14 protein-coding genes are annotated in these 17,775 nt (G+C 74.3%); 6 read left to right on the plus strand and 8 right to left on the minus strand.

Translation table 11 applies throughout. The features are described 5' to 3' along the window. Window positions 1–12 precede the first annotated feature (12 nt). Together ACIRQY_RS28125 and ACIRQY_RS28130 are read right to left on the minus strand one after the other, a co-directional pair. Window positions 13–1,947, minus strand: coding sequence for a biotin carboxylase N-terminal domain-containing protein (locus ACIRQY_RS28125; protein ID WP_403930488.1), 1,935 nt, complete (start codon window positions 1,945–1,947; stop codon window positions 13–15). A gap of 14 nt (window positions 1,948–1,961) precedes the next feature. Further along, window positions 1,962–3,569, minus strand: a complete 1,608-nt coding sequence (locus tag ACIRQY_RS28130) for a carboxyl transferase domain-containing protein (protein ID WP_403930490.1) — start codon at window positions 3,567–3,569, stop codon at window positions 1,962–1,964. An 87-nt stretch (window positions 3,570–3,656) separates the two neighbouring features. Between ACIRQY_RS28130 and ACIRQY_RS28135 the strand changes: the two genes are divergently transcribed. After that, on the plus strand, window positions 3,657–4,241 hold the full coding sequence (locus ACIRQY_RS28135; protein ID WP_351782485.1) for a TetR/AcrR family transcriptional regulator: 585 nt from the start codon (window positions 3,657–3,659) through the stop codon (window positions 4,239–4,241). A gap of 113 nt (window positions 4,242–4,354) precedes the next feature. Here the strand turns inward: ACIRQY_RS28135 and ACIRQY_RS28140 are convergent, their stop codons facing one another. Continuing rightward, entirely contained in the window at window positions 4,355–4,762 is a 408-nt protein-coding gene (locus ACIRQY_RS28140) for a hypothetical protein (protein WP_403930492.1), read from the minus strand. 268 nt (window positions 4,763–5,030) lie between these two features. Between ACIRQY_RS28140 and ACIRQY_RS28145 the strand changes: the two genes are divergently transcribed. Further along, window positions 5,031–5,804, plus strand: a complete 774-nt coding sequence (locus tag ACIRQY_RS28145) for a phosphatase (RefSeq protein WP_403930494.1) — start codon at window positions 5,031–5,033, stop codon at window positions 5,802–5,804. Between the two features lie 91 nt (window positions 5,805–5,895). On the opposite strand, the gene ACIRQY_RS28150 is transcribed toward ACIRQY_RS28145, so the two are convergent. From ACIRQY_RS28150 to ACIRQY_RS28165, 4 genes are all read right to left on the minus strand, one after another. Further along, the gene (locus tag ACIRQY_RS28150) at window positions 5,896–6,843 is read right to left on the minus strand and encodes a cation diffusion facilitator family transporter (RefSeq protein ID WP_403930495.1); all 948 of its coding nucleotides are present in this window, start codon (window positions 6,841–6,843) and stop codon (window positions 5,896–5,898) included. A gap of 20 nt (window positions 6,844–6,863) precedes the next feature. Beyond that, a complete protein-coding gene (locus tag ACIRQY_RS28155) occupies window positions 6,864–7,736 on the minus strand; it encodes an acyl-CoA thioesterase II (protein ID WP_351782473.1) in 873 nt (290 codons plus the stop codon). After that, window positions 7,737–8,894, minus strand: coding sequence for an acyl-CoA dehydrogenase family protein (locus ACIRQY_RS28160; RefSeq protein WP_351782470.1), 1,158 nt, complete (start codon window positions 8,892–8,894; stop codon window positions 7,737–7,739). Window positions 8,895–8,983: 89 nt separating this feature from the next. Further along, window positions 8,984–10,576 (minus strand): helix-turn-helix domain-containing protein, encoded by a 1,593-nt coding sequence (locus ACIRQY_RS28165; RefSeq protein WP_403930496.1) that lies wholly within the window; start codon window positions 10,574–10,576, stop codon window positions 8,984–8,986. A 144-nt stretch (window positions 10,577–10,720) separates the two neighbouring features. Here ACIRQY_RS28165 and ACIRQY_RS28170 point away from each other — a divergent pair, with 144 nt between their 5' ends. Beyond that, window positions 10,721–11,404 (plus strand): hypothetical protein, encoded by a 684-nt coding sequence (locus ACIRQY_RS28170; protein WP_403930497.1) that lies wholly within the window; start codon window positions 10,721–10,723, stop codon window positions 11,402–11,404. A gap of 15 nt (window positions 11,405–11,419) precedes the next feature. On the opposite strand, the gene ACIRQY_RS28175 is transcribed toward ACIRQY_RS28170, so the two are convergent. Next, window positions 11,420–13,192: a PucR family transcriptional regulator ligand-binding domain-containing protein gene (locus ACIRQY_RS28175; protein WP_403930498.1), complete on the minus strand. Its 1,773-nt coding sequence runs from the start codon at window positions 13,190–13,192 to the stop codon at window positions 11,420–11,422. Between the two features lie 204 nt (window positions 13,193–13,396). Between ACIRQY_RS28175 and ACIRQY_RS28180 the strand changes: the two genes are divergently transcribed. The 3 genes from ACIRQY_RS28180 to ACIRQY_RS28190 all read left to right on the plus strand — a co-directional run bounded on the left by ACIRQY_RS28180 (window position 13,397) and on the right by ACIRQY_RS28190 (window position 17,741). Next, window positions 13,397–14,875: a sodium:solute symporter gene (locus ACIRQY_RS28180; RefSeq protein WP_403930500.1), complete on the plus strand. Its 1,479-nt coding sequence runs from the start codon at window positions 13,397–13,399 to the stop codon at window positions 14,873–14,875. Window positions 14,876–14,944: 69 nt separating this feature from the next. Further along, on the plus strand, window positions 14,945–15,916 hold the full coding sequence (gene speB, locus ACIRQY_RS28185) for an agmatinase (protein ID WP_351782455.1): 972 nt from the start codon (window positions 14,945–14,947) through the stop codon (window positions 15,914–15,916). Window positions 15,917–16,058: 142 nt separating this feature from the next. After that, the gene (locus ACIRQY_RS28190; protein ID WP_403930502.1) at window positions 16,059–17,741 is read left to right on the plus strand and encodes a thiamine pyrophosphate-binding protein; all 1,683 of its coding nucleotides are present in this window, start codon (window positions 16,059–16,061) and stop codon (window positions 17,739–17,741) included. Window positions 17,742–17,775 lie beyond the last annotated feature (34 nt).

Below are 17,775 nucleotides of genomic sequence, written 5' to 3' on the forward strand. Positions count from 1 at the left end.
GCAGTCCCGCGCTCACGCCTCCTCCCCCTCACGGGGCGCCACCACGGCCAGGACCTGGTCCATGGCGACGGTCGTGCCCGGGGCGACGTCCAGCTCGGTGACCGTCCCGGCGTGCGGGGCGGAGATCACGTGCTCCATCTTCATCGCCTCCACCACCAGCAGGCTCTGCCCGGCCTCCACCTCGTCACCGACCGACACCTTCACCACCGTCACCGTGCCGGGCATCGGCGCGGCCAGCGTGTCCGCGCCGCCCTGCCGGGCGCCCGACAGGGCCGCCGCCACCGGATCGTGGTCCAGGACGTGCCAGGAGTCACCGTCCCGGCCCAGCCAGTTCCCCGCCCGGTGGAAGCGGTGCGCCACCCCGTCCACGGTCACCGTCACGGAGTCGTCCGTCACCCGGCCGCCCGTCGGCGCCGCGACCGTCACCGGCTCCCGGCCCGCCACCCGTACCGGGAAGGACAGCGGCGCCGGGGTCCCGCCGAGCCGCCAGCCCGACGGCACGCCGAACGGATCCGTCCAGCCGTCCCGCGCCACCGGGGCCAGCCCCGCCAGCCGGACGGCCGCCGCCGCCGCGTACACCTCCGCCGGAACGGACTCCGGCACCAGAGCCGCCGCGTCCCGCTCCACCAGACCCGTGTCCAGCGCGCCCGCCACCACGTCCTCGTGGGCCAGCAGCCTGCGCAGGAAGCCCGCGTTCGTCGGGACGCCCAGCGTCACCGTGTCCGCCAGGGCCGCGCGCAGCCGCCGCAGCGCCGTCGGACGGTCCGGGGCGTGCACGATCACCTTCGACAGCATCGGGTCGTACAGCGACGACACCTCCGTGCCCGCCGACAGGCCCGAGTCCGTCCGCACCCCGTCGCCCGCCGGCTCGCGCAGCGCCAGGACCGTGCCGCCCGAGGGGAGGAAACCGCGCGCCGGGTCCTCCGCGCAGATCCGGGCCTCGATCGCCCAGCCGTCGAGCCGGACCTCGTCCTGCGCCAGCGGCAGCGGCTCGCCCGCCGCCACCCGCAGCTGCCACTCCACCAGGTCCAGACCGGTCACCAGCTCCGTCACCGGATGCTCGACCTGGAGCCGGGTGTTCATCTCCATGAAGCAGTACGCGGACGGGTCACCGCCCGGCACGATGAACTCGACCGTGCCCGCGCCCACATAGCCGCAGGACCGCGCCGCCTCGACCGCCGCCGCGCCCATCGCCGCCCGCAGCTCCGGGGTGAGCAGGACGCTCGGCGCCTCCTCGATCACCTTCTGGTGGCGCCGCTGGAGCGAGCACTCGCGCTCACCGAGGTGCAGTACGTTCCCGTGGGTGTCCGCGAGGACCTGGATCTCGATGTGCCGGGGCCGGTCGATCCACCGCTCCACGAGCAGCGTGTCGTCGCCGAAGGAGGCGCGGGCCTCCCGGCGGGCCGCCGCGATCTCCTCCTCCAGGACCGACAGGTCACGGACCAGCCGCATCCCCTTGCCGCCGCCGCCCGCGCTCGGCTTCAGCAGCACCGGCGCGCCCAGCGCGCGGGCGGCCTCGGCCAGTTCCGGATCGGCGGCGCCGGGCACGACGGGCACGCCCGCCGCCTTCACGGTCTCCTTCGCACGGATCTTGTCGCCCATCAGGGCGATGGCCTCGGCGGGCGGGCCGATGAAGACCAGGCCCGCGTCCGCGCAGGCCCGCGCGAAGCCCGCGTTCTCGGCGAGGAAGCCGTAGCCGGGGTGGACGGCCCGGGCCCCGGTGCGGGCGGCGGCGTCGAGCAGCGCGGGCACGGACAGATAGGACTCGGCCGCGGGCGGCGGGCCGATCCGTACCGCCGTGTCCGCCTCCCGTACGTGCCGGGCGTCGGCGTCGGCGTCGCTGAAGACGGCCACCGAGCGCACGCCCATGGCCCGCAGGGTGCGGATGACCCGGACGGCGATCTCGCCCCGGTTGGCCACGAGGACGGTGTCGAACATGCTGTTCATCTCCTGGGGGCCCCTCACATCCGGAAGACGCCGAACTGGGGTTCTCCCAGGGGCGCGTTGGCGCAGGCGGTCAGGGCGAGCCCGAGGACCTGCCGGGTCTCCGCCGGGTCGATGACCCCGTCGTCCCAGAGCCGGGCGGTCGCGTAGTAGGCGCTGCCCTGGGTCTCGTACTGCTCGCGGATCGGGGACTTGAAGGCCGCTTCCTCCTCGGCGCTCCACGCGTCGCCGAGCTGGTCGCGCTTGACGGTGGCGAGCACGGACGCGGCCTGCTCGCCGCCCATCACCGAGATCTTGGCGTTGGGCCACATCCACAGGAAGCGGGGGGAGTACGCCCGGCCGCACATCGAGTAGTTGCCCGCGCCGTACGAACCGCCGACGACGACCGTCAGCTTCGGCACCCGGGTGGTGGCCACGGCCGTCACCATCTTGGCGCCGTGCTTGGCGATGCCGCCGTGCTCGTACGCCTTGCCGACCATGAAGCCGGTGATGTTCTGCAGGAAGACCAGCGGGATGCCCCGCTGGTCGCACAGCTCGATGAAGTGGGCGCCCTTCTGGGCGGACTCGGCGAACAGGATGCCGTTGTTGGCGACGATCCCGACCGGGTGCCCGTGGATCCGGGCGAAGCCGGTCACCAGCGTCTGCCCGTACTCGGCCTTGAACTCCTGGAAACGGGAGGCGTCCACCACCCGCGCGATCACCTCGCGCACGTCGTACGGGGTGCGGGAGTCCACCGGCACCGCCCCGTACAGCCCCGCCGGGTCCACCTTCGGCTCCTCGGCGGGCTCCACCGACCAGGGCAGCGGGCCGCGCGCGGGGAGGGTGGCGACGATGTTCCGGACGATCCGCAGGGCGTGCGCGTCGTCCTCGGCGAGGTGGTCGGTGACGCCGGAGATCCGCGAGTGGACCTCGCCGCCGCCCAGCTCCTCCGCCGTGACGACCTCACCCGTCGCGGCCTTCACCAGCGGCGGCCCGCCGAGGAAGATCGTGCCCTGGTTCCGCACGATCACCGCCTCGTCGCTCATCGCGGGCACGTAGGCGCCACCGGCGGTGCAGGAGCCGAGGACCGCCGCGATCTGCGGGATGCCCGCGCCGGACATCCGGGCCTGGTTGTAGAAGATCCGGCCGAAGTGGTCCCGGTCCGGGAACACCTCGTCCTGCATCGGCAGGAACGCGCCGCCCGAGTCGACCAGGTAGAGACAGGGGAGACGGTTCTCCAGGGCCACCTCCTGGGCCCGCAGGTGCTTCTTCACCGTCATCGGGTAGTACGTGCCGCCCTTGACGGTTGCGTCGTTGGCGACGATCACGCACTCGCGGCCGGAGACCCGGCCGATGCCCGCGATGACCCCGGCGGCCGGTGCCTGGTCGCCGTACATCCCGTTCGCCGCGAGCGGGGCCAGCTCCAGGAACGGCGAACCCGGGTCGAGGAGGGTGTCCACCCGGTCGCGCGGCAGCAGTTTCCCGCGCGCGGTGTGCCGGGCCCGCGACTTCTCGCCGCCGCCCAGCGCGGCGGCGGCGAGCTTGGCGCGCAGCGTCGCGGCCAGCTCGTGGTGCGCCGCCTCGTTCGCCCGCCAGGCCGGCGAGGCGGGATCCGCCGCACTCGACAGCACAGGTGCCTGCTGCATCCCACGAGCTCCCTTGCTCGGTTAATGAGCGTTAACGTACGGAGTTCAGGTTAACGACCGCTAACGGAGATGTCTACAATCGAAAGCATGACCACTGGCTCCACCCGCGTCGACGCGCCGACCCGCCGCGAACAGATCCTCAAGGAGGCCGCCCGGCTCTTCGCCGAGCGCGGCTTCCATGGGGTGGGCGTCGACGAGATCGGCGCGGCGGTCGGCATCAGCGGCCCCGGGCTCTACCGCCACTTCGCGGGCAAGGACGCGATGCTCGCGGAACTCCTCGTCGGCATCAGCGACCGCCTGCTGTCCGGCGGTCGGCTGCGCGCGGCGGAACACCCCGGCGACCCCCGGGCGCTCCTCGGCTCCCTCATCGACGGCCACATCGACTTCGCCCTCGACGACCGCCCGCTGATCACCCTCCACGACCGCGAACTGGACCGCCTCAAGGACGAGGACCGCAAACGGGTCCGCCAGCTCCAGCGGCAGTACGTGGAGGTCTGGGTGACGGCGGTCCGCGAGCTCTACCCGGCGGCCCCGGAGAGCGAGGCCCGCACGGCGGTCCACGCCGTCTTCGGCCTCCTGAACTCCACCCCCCACCTCTCCACGATGGACCGCGGCCCCCTGGAGACCCTCCTCAGGAACCTGGCGGACGGGGCGTTCGGGGCGCTGGGGTAGGCGGGCGTACGCGAACGGCGGGGGGGGGGGGGGGGGGGGGGGGGGGGGGGGGGCCGGCGGCGGGGGGGGCCCCCCCCCCCCCCCCCCCCCCCCCCCCCCCGCCGTTGTGTCCGTCAGGACTTCCGCTGCAGCTCCAGCCGGTCGGACTCGTCGTCTATGTCCCAGAGGACATAGAGCCCGCCCCGGGCTTCCGGCCCCGAGACCCGCAGCATCCCGGTCATCGCGTACGACGGTTCGTCGAAGTCCAGATCGATGCCCTGGTCGCGCCCTCGGTCATCGCTGAAGTTCCACTCGCCGCAGGTGTCGACCCGTTGCTCCGGGAACCTCTCGATCGGGAAGTCCTCGGCACAGAAGGTCCCGTCCTTGCGGAAAACCAGAGACTCTCCGTCGGGTCCTTTCCAGGCCCCCGCGAGTCCGCTCGCCGTGATGGTTCCGGGGGCGAAAGGCCCCCAGCCGAAGGTGAGTGCCACGGCGAAACCCGCTGTGAGCAGGCCGCCGAGGGTGATCGCGATCTTCTTCATGCTGACCAGCCGTCGTCGGAACCACCGCGCCGAAGGGCCCGGTCCGCGCGGCCGGGGACGGGGCGCGGCGAGCCGCAGGATAGCCCCCGGGCCGCTCGTGCCTGGAGGGCGGCCCGCCCCGGAGGCCCGGTGCGGTCCTCGGCCCGGCCGGTCCGTGGTGGAACCCTGAAGGGCCCGGTGCCCGGCCCCCGCTCGTCGGGGCGGCCGTGGCCGACCGCACTCCGAACACCCGCGACGTCACCCCGGTCCTTCGCGCAGAATGAGGGGCATGCCGATACTCAGCCGTGACGCCCTCGTCGAGCACCTCGTCCGTACCCGGATCGCGGGAGACGTCGCCACTCCGCGCGACAACAACCTCTCCCACTACCGCAAGCTCGCCAACGGCGACCGGCACTACTGGCTGGGGCTGGAGCTCGGTGACCGGTGGACCGACGAGCAGGACGTGCTCGCCGTGATGGCCGAGCGGTGCGGCGTCGTCGACGACCCGGCCCACCGCGCCGGGCAGGACACCATCGACCCGCAGCTGACCGTCGACGGCCTCGACCGCATGGCCGCCCGGCTCCACAAGGCCGCCGCCGGACGGGAACGCGTCCTCTTCGCGACCGGTCACCCCGGCGCCCTCATCGACGTGCACAGCCGGATCGCCGCCGCCCTGCGCGCCCGGGGCTGCGACATCGTCCGCATCCCCGGCGGGCTCGTCGCCGACGAGGGGTACGTCGTGCAGTTCGCGGACGTCGCCGTGTTCGAGCGCGGCGCCACCCTCTGGCACACCCACTCCCCGGAGCCGATGAACGCGATCCTCGACGCGCTCGGTGACGAGGGCCGCCCCGACCTGGTGGTCGCCGACCACGGCTGGGCCGGGCGCGCGGGCCAGCGCGGCATCGACTCTGTCGGCTACGCGGACTGCAACGACCCCGCACTCTTCATCGGCGAGGCCGAAGGCACCATGCAGGTCACGATCCCGCTCGACGACCACGTCATCGACCCGCGCTTCTACGAGCCGATGACGGCGTACACGCTGGACGCGGCTGGTCTGCTCTGACGGGCCTCCCCCTTCGGATGGCGGGCCTCCTCCGCGGATGACGGGCCTCCCTTCGGATGGCGGGCGCTCTCCCCTCGGACCGGTCCCGCCCTCACGCCGGACCGGCGGTGTCCCTCCGCTGTCCCAGTCCCGGCGTCGGGTCCAGGTACACCCGGCGGATCTCCGGGAAGCGTTCCCTGAGCTGCTGTTCCGCGTCCTCGCAGGCCCATTCGACCTGGGCCGCCGAGGAGACGTCCCGGAAGTCGACCTTCGCCGCGACCAGGGCCTCCCCGGGCCCCTGGACGAGGGTGGTCAGTTCGAGCACGTCCACCACGTGCGGGACGGAGAGCAGTTCCTCGCGGATCTGTCCGCGCACCGCGCGGGGCAGCGGGCGGCCGATGAGCAGCTCGGCGTTGGACCGGCCCAGCACCCAGGCCACGTACACCAGCAGCAGGCCGATGAGGACCGAGGCGACGCCGTCCCAGACGCCGGAGCCGGTGAGCTGTCCGCCGAGCAGGCCGCCCGCCGCGAGCATCAGTCCGGCGAGGGCGGCGGAGTCCTCCATGACCACCGCCTTGACGGTGGTGTCGGGCATGAACCGCAGATAGCGGGCGAAGGGGGTCCGGTGCCGGGCCGCCTCCGCCCGCACCTGGCGGACGCCGGTCCGCAGCGAGTAGCCCTCCAGGAGGAAGGCGAGGCCGAGGACCACGTACGAGACGAGCGGGTCGCCCGGCTCCTCGCCGTGGGTGAGGGTGTGGATCCCGTCGTAGACGGAGAAGACCGCGCCGCCGACGAAGGTGGCGACGGCCGCGAGCATCGCCCACACGTACCGCTCGCCCGCGTACCCGAGCGGGTGGTCCTCGTCGGCGGGCTTCTCGCTCCGCTTCAGCGCGGTGAGCAGCATGACCTCGGTGACGGTGTCGGCGACCGAGTGGGCGGCCTCCGACAGCATCGCGCTCGATCCGCTGATCACACCCGCGAAGGCCTTGGCGACGGCGATGCCGAGGTTGGCCGCCGCCGCCACGACCACGGTGAAGGTGCTCTCGCCGTTGTCCGCCATGGACGGGACGTTATGTCCGGTCAGTCGCGCGGCACGCGAACGACACCCTCCTGGACGACCGAGATCGCCAGCTTCCCGTCCCGGGTCCAGATCCTGGCCTGGCCGAGGCCCCGCCCGCCGGACGCGGACGGCGACTCCTGGTCGTAGAGGAGCCATTCGTCGGCGCGGAACGGCCGGTGGAACCACATCGCGTGGTCGAGGGAGGCGCCGACGACGTCCCCGACGGCCCAGCCGCCGCGCCCGTGGGCGAGCAGGACGGAGTCGAGGAGCGTCATGTCGGAGACGTAGGTCGCCAGGCAGACGTGCAGCAGCGGGTCGTCGGCCAGTTTGCCGTCGGCACGGAACCAGACCTGGGAGCGCGGCTCGCGCGGCTCGCCGACCGATCCCCAGGGCGGGGTGTCGGCATAGCGCAGGTCGACCGCGGCGCGGGCCTCCACGAGCCGGTCCGCGATCTCGGCGGGCAGGTGCAGGGGGAGGGTCTCGGCGGCCGTCGGCAGCGACTCCGGGTCCGGCGCGGCGGGCATGTCCGCCTGGTGTTCGAGACCTTCCTCGTACGTCTGGAAGGAGGCCGACAGGTGGAAGACCGGTCGGCCGTGCTGGACGGCGACGACCCGGCGGGTGGTGAAGGAGCGGCCGTCGCGGATGCGGTCGACGGTGTAGACGATCGGCACGCCGGGGTCGCCGGGGCGCAGGAAGTACGCGTGCAGCGAGTGGGCGTGCCGGCCCTCGGGCACGGTCCGGCCCGCCGCCACCAGCGCCTGGGCGGCCACCTGGCCGCCGAAGACGCGGGGGACGAGCGCGGACCTGGACTCCCCGCGGAAGATGTCCCGCTCGATCGGCTCCAGGTCGAGCAGATCGAGCAGGGCGTCCAGGGGACCGCGCTCGTCGGGCACTTACAGACCCATCGACTTGGCGATGATCGACTTCATGATCTCGCTGGTGCCGCCGTAGATGCGGTTGACGCGGTTGTCCGCGTACAGGCGGGCGATCGGGTACTCGTTCATGTAGCCGTAGCCGCCGTGCAGCTGGAGGCAGCGGTCGATGACGCGGTGGGCGACCTCGGTGCAGAAGAGCTTGGCGCTGGCGGCCTCGGCCGGGGTCAGCTCGCCCGCGTCGAGGGCCTCCAGGGCGCGGTCGGCGACGGCCTCGGCGGCGTCGGTCTCGGCCTGGCAGGCGGCCAGCTCGAACTTGGTGTTCTGGAAGGAGGCGACGGTCTTGCCGAAGACGGTGCGCTCCTGCACGTACTGCTGGGCGAAGCGGATGGCGGCCTTGGCCTGGGCGTAGGCGCCGAAGGCGATGCCCCAGCGCTCGGAGGCCAGGTTGTGGCCGAGGTAGGAGAAGCCCTTGCCCTCCTCGCCGAGGAGGTCCTCGACGGGCACCTTCACGTCGACGAAGGCCAGCTCGGCCGTGTCGGAGGTGCGCAGGCCCAGCTTGTCGAGCTTGCGGCCGATCGAGTAGCCCTCGGACGTGGTGTCCACGGCGAAGAGGGAGATGCCGAAGCGGCGGTCCTCGGCGCTGGGGGCGGAGGTGCGGGCGCAGACGATGACGCGGTCGGCGTGGACGCCGCCGGTGATGAAGGTCTTGGAGCCGTTGAGGACGTAGTGCGTGCCGTCCTCGGAGAGCTTGGCGGTGGTCTTCATGCCCGCGACGTCGGAGCCGGTGCCCGGCTCGGTCATGGCGAGGGCCCACATCTCCTCGCCGGAGACGAACTTCGGCAGGTAGCGCTTCTTCTGGTCGCCGGTGGCGAGCATCTTGATGTAGGGCAGGGCGAGCAGCACGTGGACGCCGGAGCCGCCGAACTGGACGCCCGCGCGGGAGGTCTCCTCGTACAGGACGGCCTCGAACTTGTGGGTGTCGAGACCCGCGCCGCCGAACTCCTCGGGCACGTTGATGCCGAAGATGCCCAGCTCGCCGAGCTTGTAGTAGAAGTCGCGCGGGGCCTGGCCCGCGGCGAACCACTCGTCGTAGACGGGGACGACCTCGGCCTCGATGAAGGCCCGGATGGTCTCCCGGAACGCCTCGTGGTCCTCGTTGAATACGGTACGGCGCACGAGCCGTCCTCCTTCGTCTCCGGTCCTGTCCGGCCCCAGCACTTGTCTAAGCGCTTGCTCAGCCTGTCGTCTCCGAAGTTACCCAGCGGTCACCCGCTCTGTCCAGAGTCCCCGTCTGTGATCCAGCGCCTCTCGAAGGGGTCGTACCCGAACACCGGCCGTCCCACCGTTCCACTCGTACGGAACGGGCGCCCGCCCTCGTCCGTGATCCTCAGGGTGCCCGTGCGCCCGCCGGAGCTCCACTCCAGGAGGAGGTACCAGCGGCAGTCGCAGCCCTTCGTGCGGGCGGAGACGAGGAGTTCCTCCGGCTCGGCGGCGGTCACGGTGTAGGGGAAGGCGATGGCGGGGATCTCGCGCCCCTCGCCCGTGCCGTCGTACCCCGCGACCGGCTTCGCGAGCGGGCGCGGCCGGTCGAGGTCCACGGCGAAGGAGCGGGGGGTGAGGGCGCCCCCGCAGCCGTTGTCCATCCGGTACGCCGTCCAGGGGAGGGGCGCGGCCCGGCCGGTGACCCGCACGTGCAGCGCCTGGACGACGACGGCGGTCGAGGACCGTCCCTGGAGCGAGATCCGGACCAGGGTCTCGCCGCCGTGCACGGCCCGGTGCGCCCCCGCCCAGGCGCGCGCCCGGTCCGGCGGCGGCGGTGCGGCGACGGCGGAGGGGGCGCGGTCGACGAGGTAGGTGTGCCCGCAGCCGTCCTGCCAGACGTGCGAGGCGACGGCCCAGGTGAACGGCGCGGGGGCCTCGGCGGGGCGCTCGGCGGGACCTTCGGTGGGCTTTTCGGCGGGGGCGGTGGCGATGACGGGGGCCGTGGTGGCGGCGCCCCGGCCACCGGGCCCGGGATCCTCCAGCAGGAGTACGGCTCCGAGCGCGACGGTCACGGCCCCGAGGGCGGCTCCGAGGACCAGGCCCGCACGGGCCCGCGTGCCCCGGGCCCCGCCACGGGCACGTCCGCCGGGCGCGGGTCCGGTCCCGCCGTCGTGGGGGTCCGCCGGGACCGGTCCGGCGGTGGGCCGGTCTTCCGGACCGGGGGCCGTGCGGTCGGACGGGGCCGCAGGTGCGGGGGAGGCCGGTGTGGGGGAGGCCGGTGTGGGGAAGCCCGCCGCCGGACGGTCCGCACCGGCCGGTGCCGGAACAGCCGCCGCCGGTACCGGGTCGGGTGGGGCGGGGAGGGCCGGAGACGTCCGTGCGGGCGGGGCCGGGAGGGCCGGAGACGCCGGGCGGATCGGAGACGGAGGGCGGGCCGGAGACGGCGGCCCCGCCGGAGCGGTCACCGCCGGGGCAGGGGTGGCCGGGGCGGGGGCGGCCGGGGGCCGGGTGTCCGTCGTCGGGGGCCGGGTGGGGCGGGCGGTCCGGGCGGGCGCGCGCGGGGCCGTCGTCCGGTGGCGGCGGGACGCGTCCGCCCGGCGCCAGGACTCCTCCAGGGCGCGGAGCTCCTCCGCGTCGGCCCCGCACAGCCGGGCCAGCCGGTCGACGACCGCGAAGTCCTCCGGCACGGTCGCGCCGGTGCAGTACCGGTGCAGGGTGGACGCGGCGACGTTCAGACGCCGTCCCAGCGCCTCGTAACTGCGCCCGCCGCGCTCCTTCACCGCCCGCACCCGCGCCGCGAACTCCCCGGCCGCCGTGTCCCCCGCCTCCGCCATGAGCGCGATCCCCTCCCCGTTCCCCGTGACGTCCCGTCCCACCCACGTCCTCCCACGTCAACGGGGGTGGGATGGTTCCGGGACGGGAAGGGCGCCCGGGGCCGTTGTCCCGGCCCCGGGGCGGCCCGGAGGCTGAGGGAGTCCGAACGAACCACACGACCACCGAACCACGGGGGATAGCCGGCCATGGCTCCGTTCCGCACCACAACGCAGTCCCGCACCACCGCACAGCCCCGCGCCGCCGCCCGGCTCCGGGCCGCGCTCGCCGTCACCACCGCGGCCCTCGGCCTCACGGCCCTGGCCGCCGTCCCGTCCACCGCCGCCCCGGCGGCGCCCGCCCGTACCGCCGTGGCCGCGCAGCCCGCGTTCCTGTCGGCCGCCCAGATGCCGCCGTCGCTCACGCCCTGGACGGCGGGCCAGGTCGTCCGGGGGCTGCCGGAGTACGGCGTGCTCTGCGCGCCCGGCGTCCTCCCGGTGGCGGGCACCCGCCACCGGGAGTTCCGTACGGAACTCGACACCGGCGGCCTCCAGGTCACCACGGTCGCCCCGACCGAGGCGGAGGCCGTCCGGCTCGTCGGCGCCGTGCGCACCGCGCTCGCGGGCTGCGGGAAGCGCATCCAGCAGCAGGAGCCGGGCGTGGAGGCGGTCAGCCGCGCCCACGGCACGGTCGCGGTCGAGGAGGGCGCGTACGTCTACAGCCTGGACACCGTCGACCGGCAGGTCGGCAGCACCGACATCCACCTCTTCTCGGTGGGCCGCGACGGCCGGACCGTCACCTACGTCCAGTGGGGCCAGCTCGGCGACCTGCCGGACGCCCCGCTGACCGCCTTCCGCGACACCACCCGCACGGCCGTGGCCAAGCTCTGGTGACGGGCCCGCCGGGGGTCACCGGACGCCCAGCGCGAACCACAGCTCCATCCGGACGTCCGGGTCGTCCGGGTCCAGGCCGAGGAGCGCCGCGCAGCGGGTGATCCGCTGGCGGACGGTGTTGCGGTGGACGCCGAGGGCCACCGCCGTCCGGTCCCAGCTGCCGTGCAGCGAGAGCCAGACGCGCAGGGTCTCCCGGAGCGGTTCGCCCAGCGGGGCGAGGAGGGCGTGGGCGTGGGCGGCGGCTTCGTCGCGGTCCACGAGCGCGGCCAGGCCGCCCGGACGGTGCCGGACGAGCGCCGCCCGGGTCGCCTTCGCCCGGCGGAGCGCCCGGGAGGCCTGCGCGTCGGCGGCGGCCAGCTCCGCCGCCCCGGCCGGGGCGGAGACCCCGAGGGTCCAGCCGGGCTGGGCCGTCGCGGGGGAGGAGGCGGGCAGGAGGAGACGCACGGGGGCCGGGTCGGGTGCGGGATCGGGCGCCGGTCGGGAGGCCGGACCGGATGGCGGACCGGATGCGGGACCGGATGTCGGACCGGTGACGGGGGCCGGTCCGCCATCCGGGCCCGGCCCACCACCCTGCCCCTGCTGCCGTTCCCGTCCCTGTCCCGTGCGCGGGTCGGCCGCCGTGGCCGCGTCCGTGCGAGGGCCCGGCCCCGCGTCCGTACGCGAGCCAGGGCCCGCCCCCGCAGGAATCCCCGCGTCCACCAGGGGGGTTCCCAGGGACGCCGCCAGGCTCGCCGTCGCGAAGGGGGTGCCGTCGCCGCCCGAGGCGTGGACCACCGTCCACGGGCCGGGGCCCAGCGCGTCGGCCACCTCCGCCGGGGGTGCGCCGAGGAGCAGCCGGACCAGGGCCCCGTCCCGTACCGTCACGTCCGCGCCCCGGTGCGGGGCCGTCAGCAGGGACAGCAGGACGACCGCCACGCCCGCCACCGTGCGGTCCCCGGGGACGCGCCGCTCGGTCGCCACTCCGAGGGTCAGCCCGTCGCCGCCGCCCAGCGCGTACGCGGCGAGCCGCAGTCCGCCGCCCTCGCCGCTCGCCGACGCGGGGCCGCCGGGCCTGGGGCCCAGTACCCCGGCCAGTTCGCGCAGTGCCCGCGCCGCCGCCTCCGGTACGTCCCGGCCCGCCGCCGCCGACTCGGTGCCGTCCGCCGCGAAGAGCACCGCCCGCCCGGCGAGGCGCGAGGCCAGCGCGAAGAGGACGGCGGGCACCGGCGCCGGGCGGGCGGCCGCCGCCGCCAGGGACTGCTGGGCCTCCGTGACCCGGCGCAGTTCGTGCAGCCGGGCCTCGGCCATCAGCCGCCACACCGCCCGCGCCACCGCCGTGAACGGGGTCCTCGGCGGCACCTCGACCAGCGGCAGCCGGTGCCGTTCGCAGGCCTCGGCCAGCCCGTCCGGGACGGTGTCGTACACCGGGGTGACGCCGAAGGCGAGCGCCGCCGCCCCCGCCGCCGCCACCCGCTCCACGTACCGGGCCGGATCGCTGAGCTGCACGCCCGCCGTCATCAGCAGCTCACCGCCGAGGAGGTACGGGTACGGGTCGGCCATCTCCGAGGTGTGCACCCAGTGCAGGGGGACGTCCCCGGGCCCCGCGAGCAGCCGCAGCCCCAGGTCCCGGCGGGCGAGCAGCGCGGCGAGCGAGACGGGCGGGGCGGGCGGCACGGGGCCGGGCGGTGCGGAAGGCGCGGGGCCGGAAGAGGCGGGGCGGGAAGAGGCGGGAGCCGGGGAAGGCGCGCCGGGTGGGGCGGGCGGAACGGAACCGGGCGGCGCGGAGGGCTCCGGAGAGGTCATCGGCATGGATCCTTCGTACATCACCCGCGCGGACAGTGGAGGAAACGTACACTTCTGCGTCGCTTTCCGGCCACCTACTGTCATGGCATCCAGAGGCCGCGGGTACGGGCGGATGTCCCCGCGATCCGTCTCTGGGTCCTTCCCGCCGGGCCCCGCCCTTCGGGATTTCCCCCGCACGACACGCCACCGAGGTGCGCGAAGGAGGGCCCCATGGCCGTCGACTACACAGTGATCGTCCTGTATTTGGCCGGCATGCTCGCGATGGGCTGGTGGGGCATGCGCCGCGCCAAGTCCAAGAGCGAGTTCCTGGTCGCCGGCCGCCGCCTCGGGCCCTGGATGTACTCCGGGACGATGGCCGCCATCGTCCTCGGCGGCGCGTCCACCATCGGCGGCGTGGGCCTCGGCTACAAGTACGGGCTCTCCGGCGCCTGGATGGTCTTCGCCATCGGCCTCGGACTGCTCGCCCTCAGCGTCTTCTTCTCCGCCCGCATCGCCCGGCTGAAGGTCTACACCGTCTCCGAGATGCTGGACCTGCGCTACGGCGGCCGGGCGGGCATGATCTCCGGCATCGTCATGTGGGCCTACACCCTGATGCTCGCGGTCACCTCGACCATCGCGTACGCCACGATCTTCGACGTCCTGTTCGACCTGCCCCGGTGGGTCGCGATCGTCCTCGGCGGCGCGATCGTCGTCGCCTACTCGACCCTCGGCGGCATGTGGTCGATCACCATCACCGACATGGTGCAGTTCGTGGTGAAGACCATCGGCGTGCTGCTCCTGCTGCTGCCGATCGCCGTGGTCAAGGCCGGCGGCTTCGCCGAGATGAAGGCGGCGCTGCCCACCGCGTACTTCGAGCCCTTCGGCATCGGCGGCGAGACGATCTTCACCTATGTGCTGATCTACACCTTCGGGATGCTCATCGGCCAGGACATCTGGCAGCGGGTCTTCACCGCGCGCACCGACAAGGTCGCCAAGTGGGGCGGCACCGTCGCGGGCACCTACTGTCTGGCCTACGCCCTCGCCGGAGCCGTCATCGGCACCGCCGCCAAGGTGATGTACCCGAACCTGCCGAGCGCCGACGACGCCTTCGCCACCATCGTCACGGACGAACTGCCGATGGGCGTCCGGGGCCTGGTCCTGGCCGCCGCCCTCGCCGCCGTGATGTCCACCTCCTCGGGCGCGCTGATCGCCTGCGCCACCGTCGCCAACAACGACATCTGGTCGCGGCTGCGGGGCACCACCGGCACGGGCGGCGGTGACGACCACGACGAGGTCCGGGGCAACCGCCTCTTCATCCTGATCATGGGCGTCGCCGTCATCGGCATCGCCATCGCGCTCAACGACGTCGTCCAGGCCCTCACCGTCGCCTACAACCTGCTGGTCGGCGGGCTGCTCGTGCCCATCCTCGGCGGGCTGCTGTGGCGCCGAGGCACCGCGCAGGGCGCGCTCGCCGCCGTCACCGTCGGCGGCCTCTCCGTCATCGGCCTGATGTGGACTTTCGGAATCCTGGCGAATGAGCCTGTTTACTGTGGTTTGTTGGCATCGCTTGTCGCCTATGTGATCGTTTCCCTGGCGACGCCTCGGACGGACGCCGCCGTGCTCGCCCACTGGCGCGCCCGCCTCGCGGGCCGGGAGACGCCCGACGACTCCCCGTCCGAAGCCCCCGCCACCCCGGTGACCACCGGCTGAACCACCCGAAGCACCGGACGAGACCCGTCCGGACACCCCTCACCCACCCCACCCAGGAGGACCCCGGCCATGAGCGACCAGAACACCCCGCGCGGCCCGATCGACTCGTCCCGCGTCCCGCGGTACGCCGGTCCCGCGACGTTCGCCCGGCTGCCGCGGCTCGACGAGGTCGGCACCGCCGACATCGCCGTGGTCGGCGTCCCCTTCGACAGCGGCGTCTCCTACCGCCCCGGCGCCCGCTTCGGCGGCAACGCCATCCGCGAGGCCTCCCGTCTGCTCCGCCCGTACAACCCCGCGCAGGACGCCTCCCCGTTCGCCCTCGCCCAGGTCGCGGACGCCGGCGACATCGCCGCCAACCCGTTCAACATCAACGAGGCCGTCGAGACCGTCGAGGCCGCCGCAGACGACCTGCTCGCCACCGGCGCCCGCCTGATGACCCTCGGCGGCGACCACACCATCGCCCTGCCGCTGCTCCGCTCCGTCGCCAAGAAGCACGGCCCCGTCGCCCTGCTCCACTTCGACGCCCACCTCGACACCTGGGACACCTACTTCGGCGCCGAGTACACCCACGGCACCCCGTTCCGCCGGGCCGTCGAGGAGGGCATCCTCGACACCGAGGCCCTCTCCCACGTCGGCACCCGCGGCCCCCTCTACGGCAAGCGGGACCTCACCGACGACGAGAAGATGGGCTTCGGCATCGTCACCTCCGCCGACATCTACCGCCGGGGCGCCGACGAGGTCGCCGACCAGCTCCGCCAGCGCATCGGCGACCGCCCGCTGTACATCTCCATCGACATCGACTGCCTCGACCCGGCCCACGCGCCCGGTACCGGCACCCCCGAGGCCGGCGGCATGACCTCCCGCGAACTCCTGGAGATCCTCCGCGGCCTCTCCTCCTGCAACCTGGTCTCCGCCGACGTCGTCGAGGTCGCCCCCGCCTACGACCACGCCGAGATCACCGCCGTCGCCGCCTCGCACACCGCGTACGAACTGACGACGATCATGTCCCGGCAGATCGCCGCGGCGCGCGACGCCCGGTAGGCGGCGGCGGGGCCGGGCCCACCACGGCCCGGCCCCGCGCCGCCCCCGGGCCGCGCCCACCCGTCCCCCGGGCGGGACAGTGGGGGCACGACCCGGCCGCCGGGCCGCAACCGACAGACCCACCCCACGCCCCGAGGGACCCATGACCCACGATCACGACCTCGTCCTGCGCCCCACCGCCGCGCAGACCGCCGCCGCCCTGAACCCGCCCGCCGGGCGCACCGGCGGCGACCTCGTCGTCGAGACCCTCACCGGCCTCGGCGCCACCACCGTCTTCGGCCTCCCCGGGCAGCACGCGCTCGGCATGTTCGACGCGCTCCGCCGCTCCGCCCTCCGGTACGTCGGCCTCCGCGTCGAGAACAACGCGGGCTTCGCCGCCGACGCCTACGGCCGGATCACCGGCGAGGCCGCCCCGCTGCTGCTCTCCACCGGCCCCGGCGCCCTGATGTCGCTCGCCGCGCTCCAGGAGGCCGCCGCCGCCTCCGCGCCGGTCCTCGCCATCGGCAGCCAGGTCCCCGCCGCCGGGCTCGGCGGCGGACGCCACGGCTATCTGCACGAGCTGCGCGACCAGCGGGCCTCCTTCCGGGACGTCGTCAAGTCCGTCCACACCGTCCGTACGCAGTCCCAGATCCCCTCCGCCCTCGCGGCGGCCTGGGAATCGGCGCTCACCGCCCCGCACGGGCCGGTCTGGGTCGAGATCCCGCAGGACGTGCTCCTCGCGGAGACCACCCTGCCGGTCGTCACGGCCATGGACGCCACCCCCGAGGACGTCGTCCCGCGCCCCGAGCTGACGGCGCTCGCCGCACACCTCCTCGCGGGCGCCGAGCGCCCCGCGATCATCGCGGGCGGCGGCGTGGTCCGCTCGGACGCCTCCGGCAAGCTCCTCGCGCTCGCGGAGCGCCTGGACATCCCCGTCGTCACCACCTTCGGCGGCAAGGGCGCCTTCCCCTGGGAGCACCCCCTCTCGCTCCGGTCCTGGCTGGAGGACCGGCACACCACCGACTTCCTGGAGGACGCCGACGTCCTCCTCGTCATCGGCTCCGGTCTCGGCGAGCTGTCCTCGAACTACCACACCTTCGCCCCGCGCGGCCGGGTGATCCAGATCGAGGCCGACGCCGGGAAGCTGGAGTCCAACCACCCGGCGCTCGGCATCCACGCCGACGCCCGCCTCGCCCTCCAGGCCCTCCTGGAGACCGTCCCCGAGCGACGGGACCCCACGGCCCCCGAGCGGGTCGCGGCCGTCCTCACCAAGGTCCGGGAGCGGATCGAGGGCCAGGACCTCGGCCTGGAGCAGCGGCTCGTCGCGGCCGTCCGGGAGGCGCTCCCGGACCGCTCCCCGAGCTTCTGGGACATGACGATCCTGGCCTACTGGGCCTGGTCGGCCTTCGACGCCCGGCACCCGAACACCATGCACTCGGCCCAGGGCGCGGGCGGCCTCGGCTACGGCTTCCCCGCCGCCCTCGGCGCCGCCGCCGCGGACCCGAGCCGCCCGGTCCTCGCGGTCTCCGGCGACGGCGGCGCGATGTACTCGATCGCGGAGCTGGCGACGGCACGGCAGTACGGCCTGGACGTGACCTGGCTGATCGTCGACGACGGCGGCTACGGCATCCTGCGCGAGTACATGACCGACGCGTTCGGCGAGGCCACCGGGACCGAGCTGGCCCGCCCGGACTTCGTCGCCCTGGCGGAGTCCTTCGGGGTCCCCGCCACCCTGACGAGCCCGGAGACCCTGACGGAGGACCTCACCAAGTCCCTCGCCACCCCGGGCCCCTCGGTCGTCGTCCTCCCGGCCCTCCTCAGGATGTTCGCCCCGACCCACCTCTGACCCGGAGGTCCGCCCCGACCCACCTCTGACCCGG

The organism is Streptomyces sp. NPDC101490 (assembly GCF_044767145.1).
Classification (GTDB): domain Bacteria; phylum Actinomycetota; class Actinomycetes; order Streptomycetales; family Streptomycetaceae; genus Streptomyces.

Bases quoted from the DNA above. Each gene is read 5' to 3' on its own strand.
- ACIRQY_RS28170 (WP_403930497.1), top strand. From the start codon at position 10,721: ATGGCTCCGTTCCGCACCACAACGCAGTCCCGCACCACCGCACAGCCC.
- ACIRQY_RS28125 (WP_403930488.1), bottom strand. From the start codon at position 1,947: ATGAACAGCATGTTCGACACCGTCCTCGTGGCCAACCGGGGCGAGATC.
- ACIRQY_RS28140 (WP_403930492.1), bottom strand. From the start codon at position 4,762: ATGAAGAAGATCGCGATCACCCTCGGCGGCCTGCTCACAGCGGGTTTC.
- speB (WP_351782455.1), top strand. From the start codon at position 14,945: ATGAGCGACCAGAACACCCCGCGCGGCCCGATCGACTCGTCCCGCGTC.
- ACIRQY_RS28190 (WP_403930502.1), top strand. From the start codon at position 16,059: ATGACCCACGATCACGACCTCGTCCTGCGCCCCACCGCCGCGCAGACC.
- ACIRQY_RS28145 (WP_403930494.1), top strand. From the start codon at position 5,031: ATGCCGATACTCAGCCGTGACGCCCTCGTCGAGCACCTCGTCCGTACC.
- ACIRQY_RS28150 (WP_403930495.1), bottom strand. From the start codon at position 6,843: ATGGCGGACAACGGCGAGAGCACCTTCACCGTGGTCGTGGCGGCGGCG.
- ACIRQY_RS28130 (WP_403930490.1), bottom strand. From the start codon at position 3,569: ATGCAGCAGGCACCTGTGCTGTCGAGTGCGGCGGATCCCGCCTCGCCG.
- ACIRQY_RS28135 (WP_351782485.1), top strand. From the start codon at position 3,657: ATGACCACTGGCTCCACCCGCGTCGACGCGCCGACCCGCCGCGAACAG.
- ACIRQY_RS28180 (WP_403930500.1), top strand. From the start codon at position 13,397: ATGGCCGTCGACTACACAGTGATCGTCCTGTATTTGGCCGGCATGCTC.
- ACIRQY_RS28175 (WP_403930498.1), bottom strand. From the start codon at position 13,192: ATGCCGATGACCTCTCCGGAGCCCTCCGCGCCGCCCGGTTCCGTTCCG.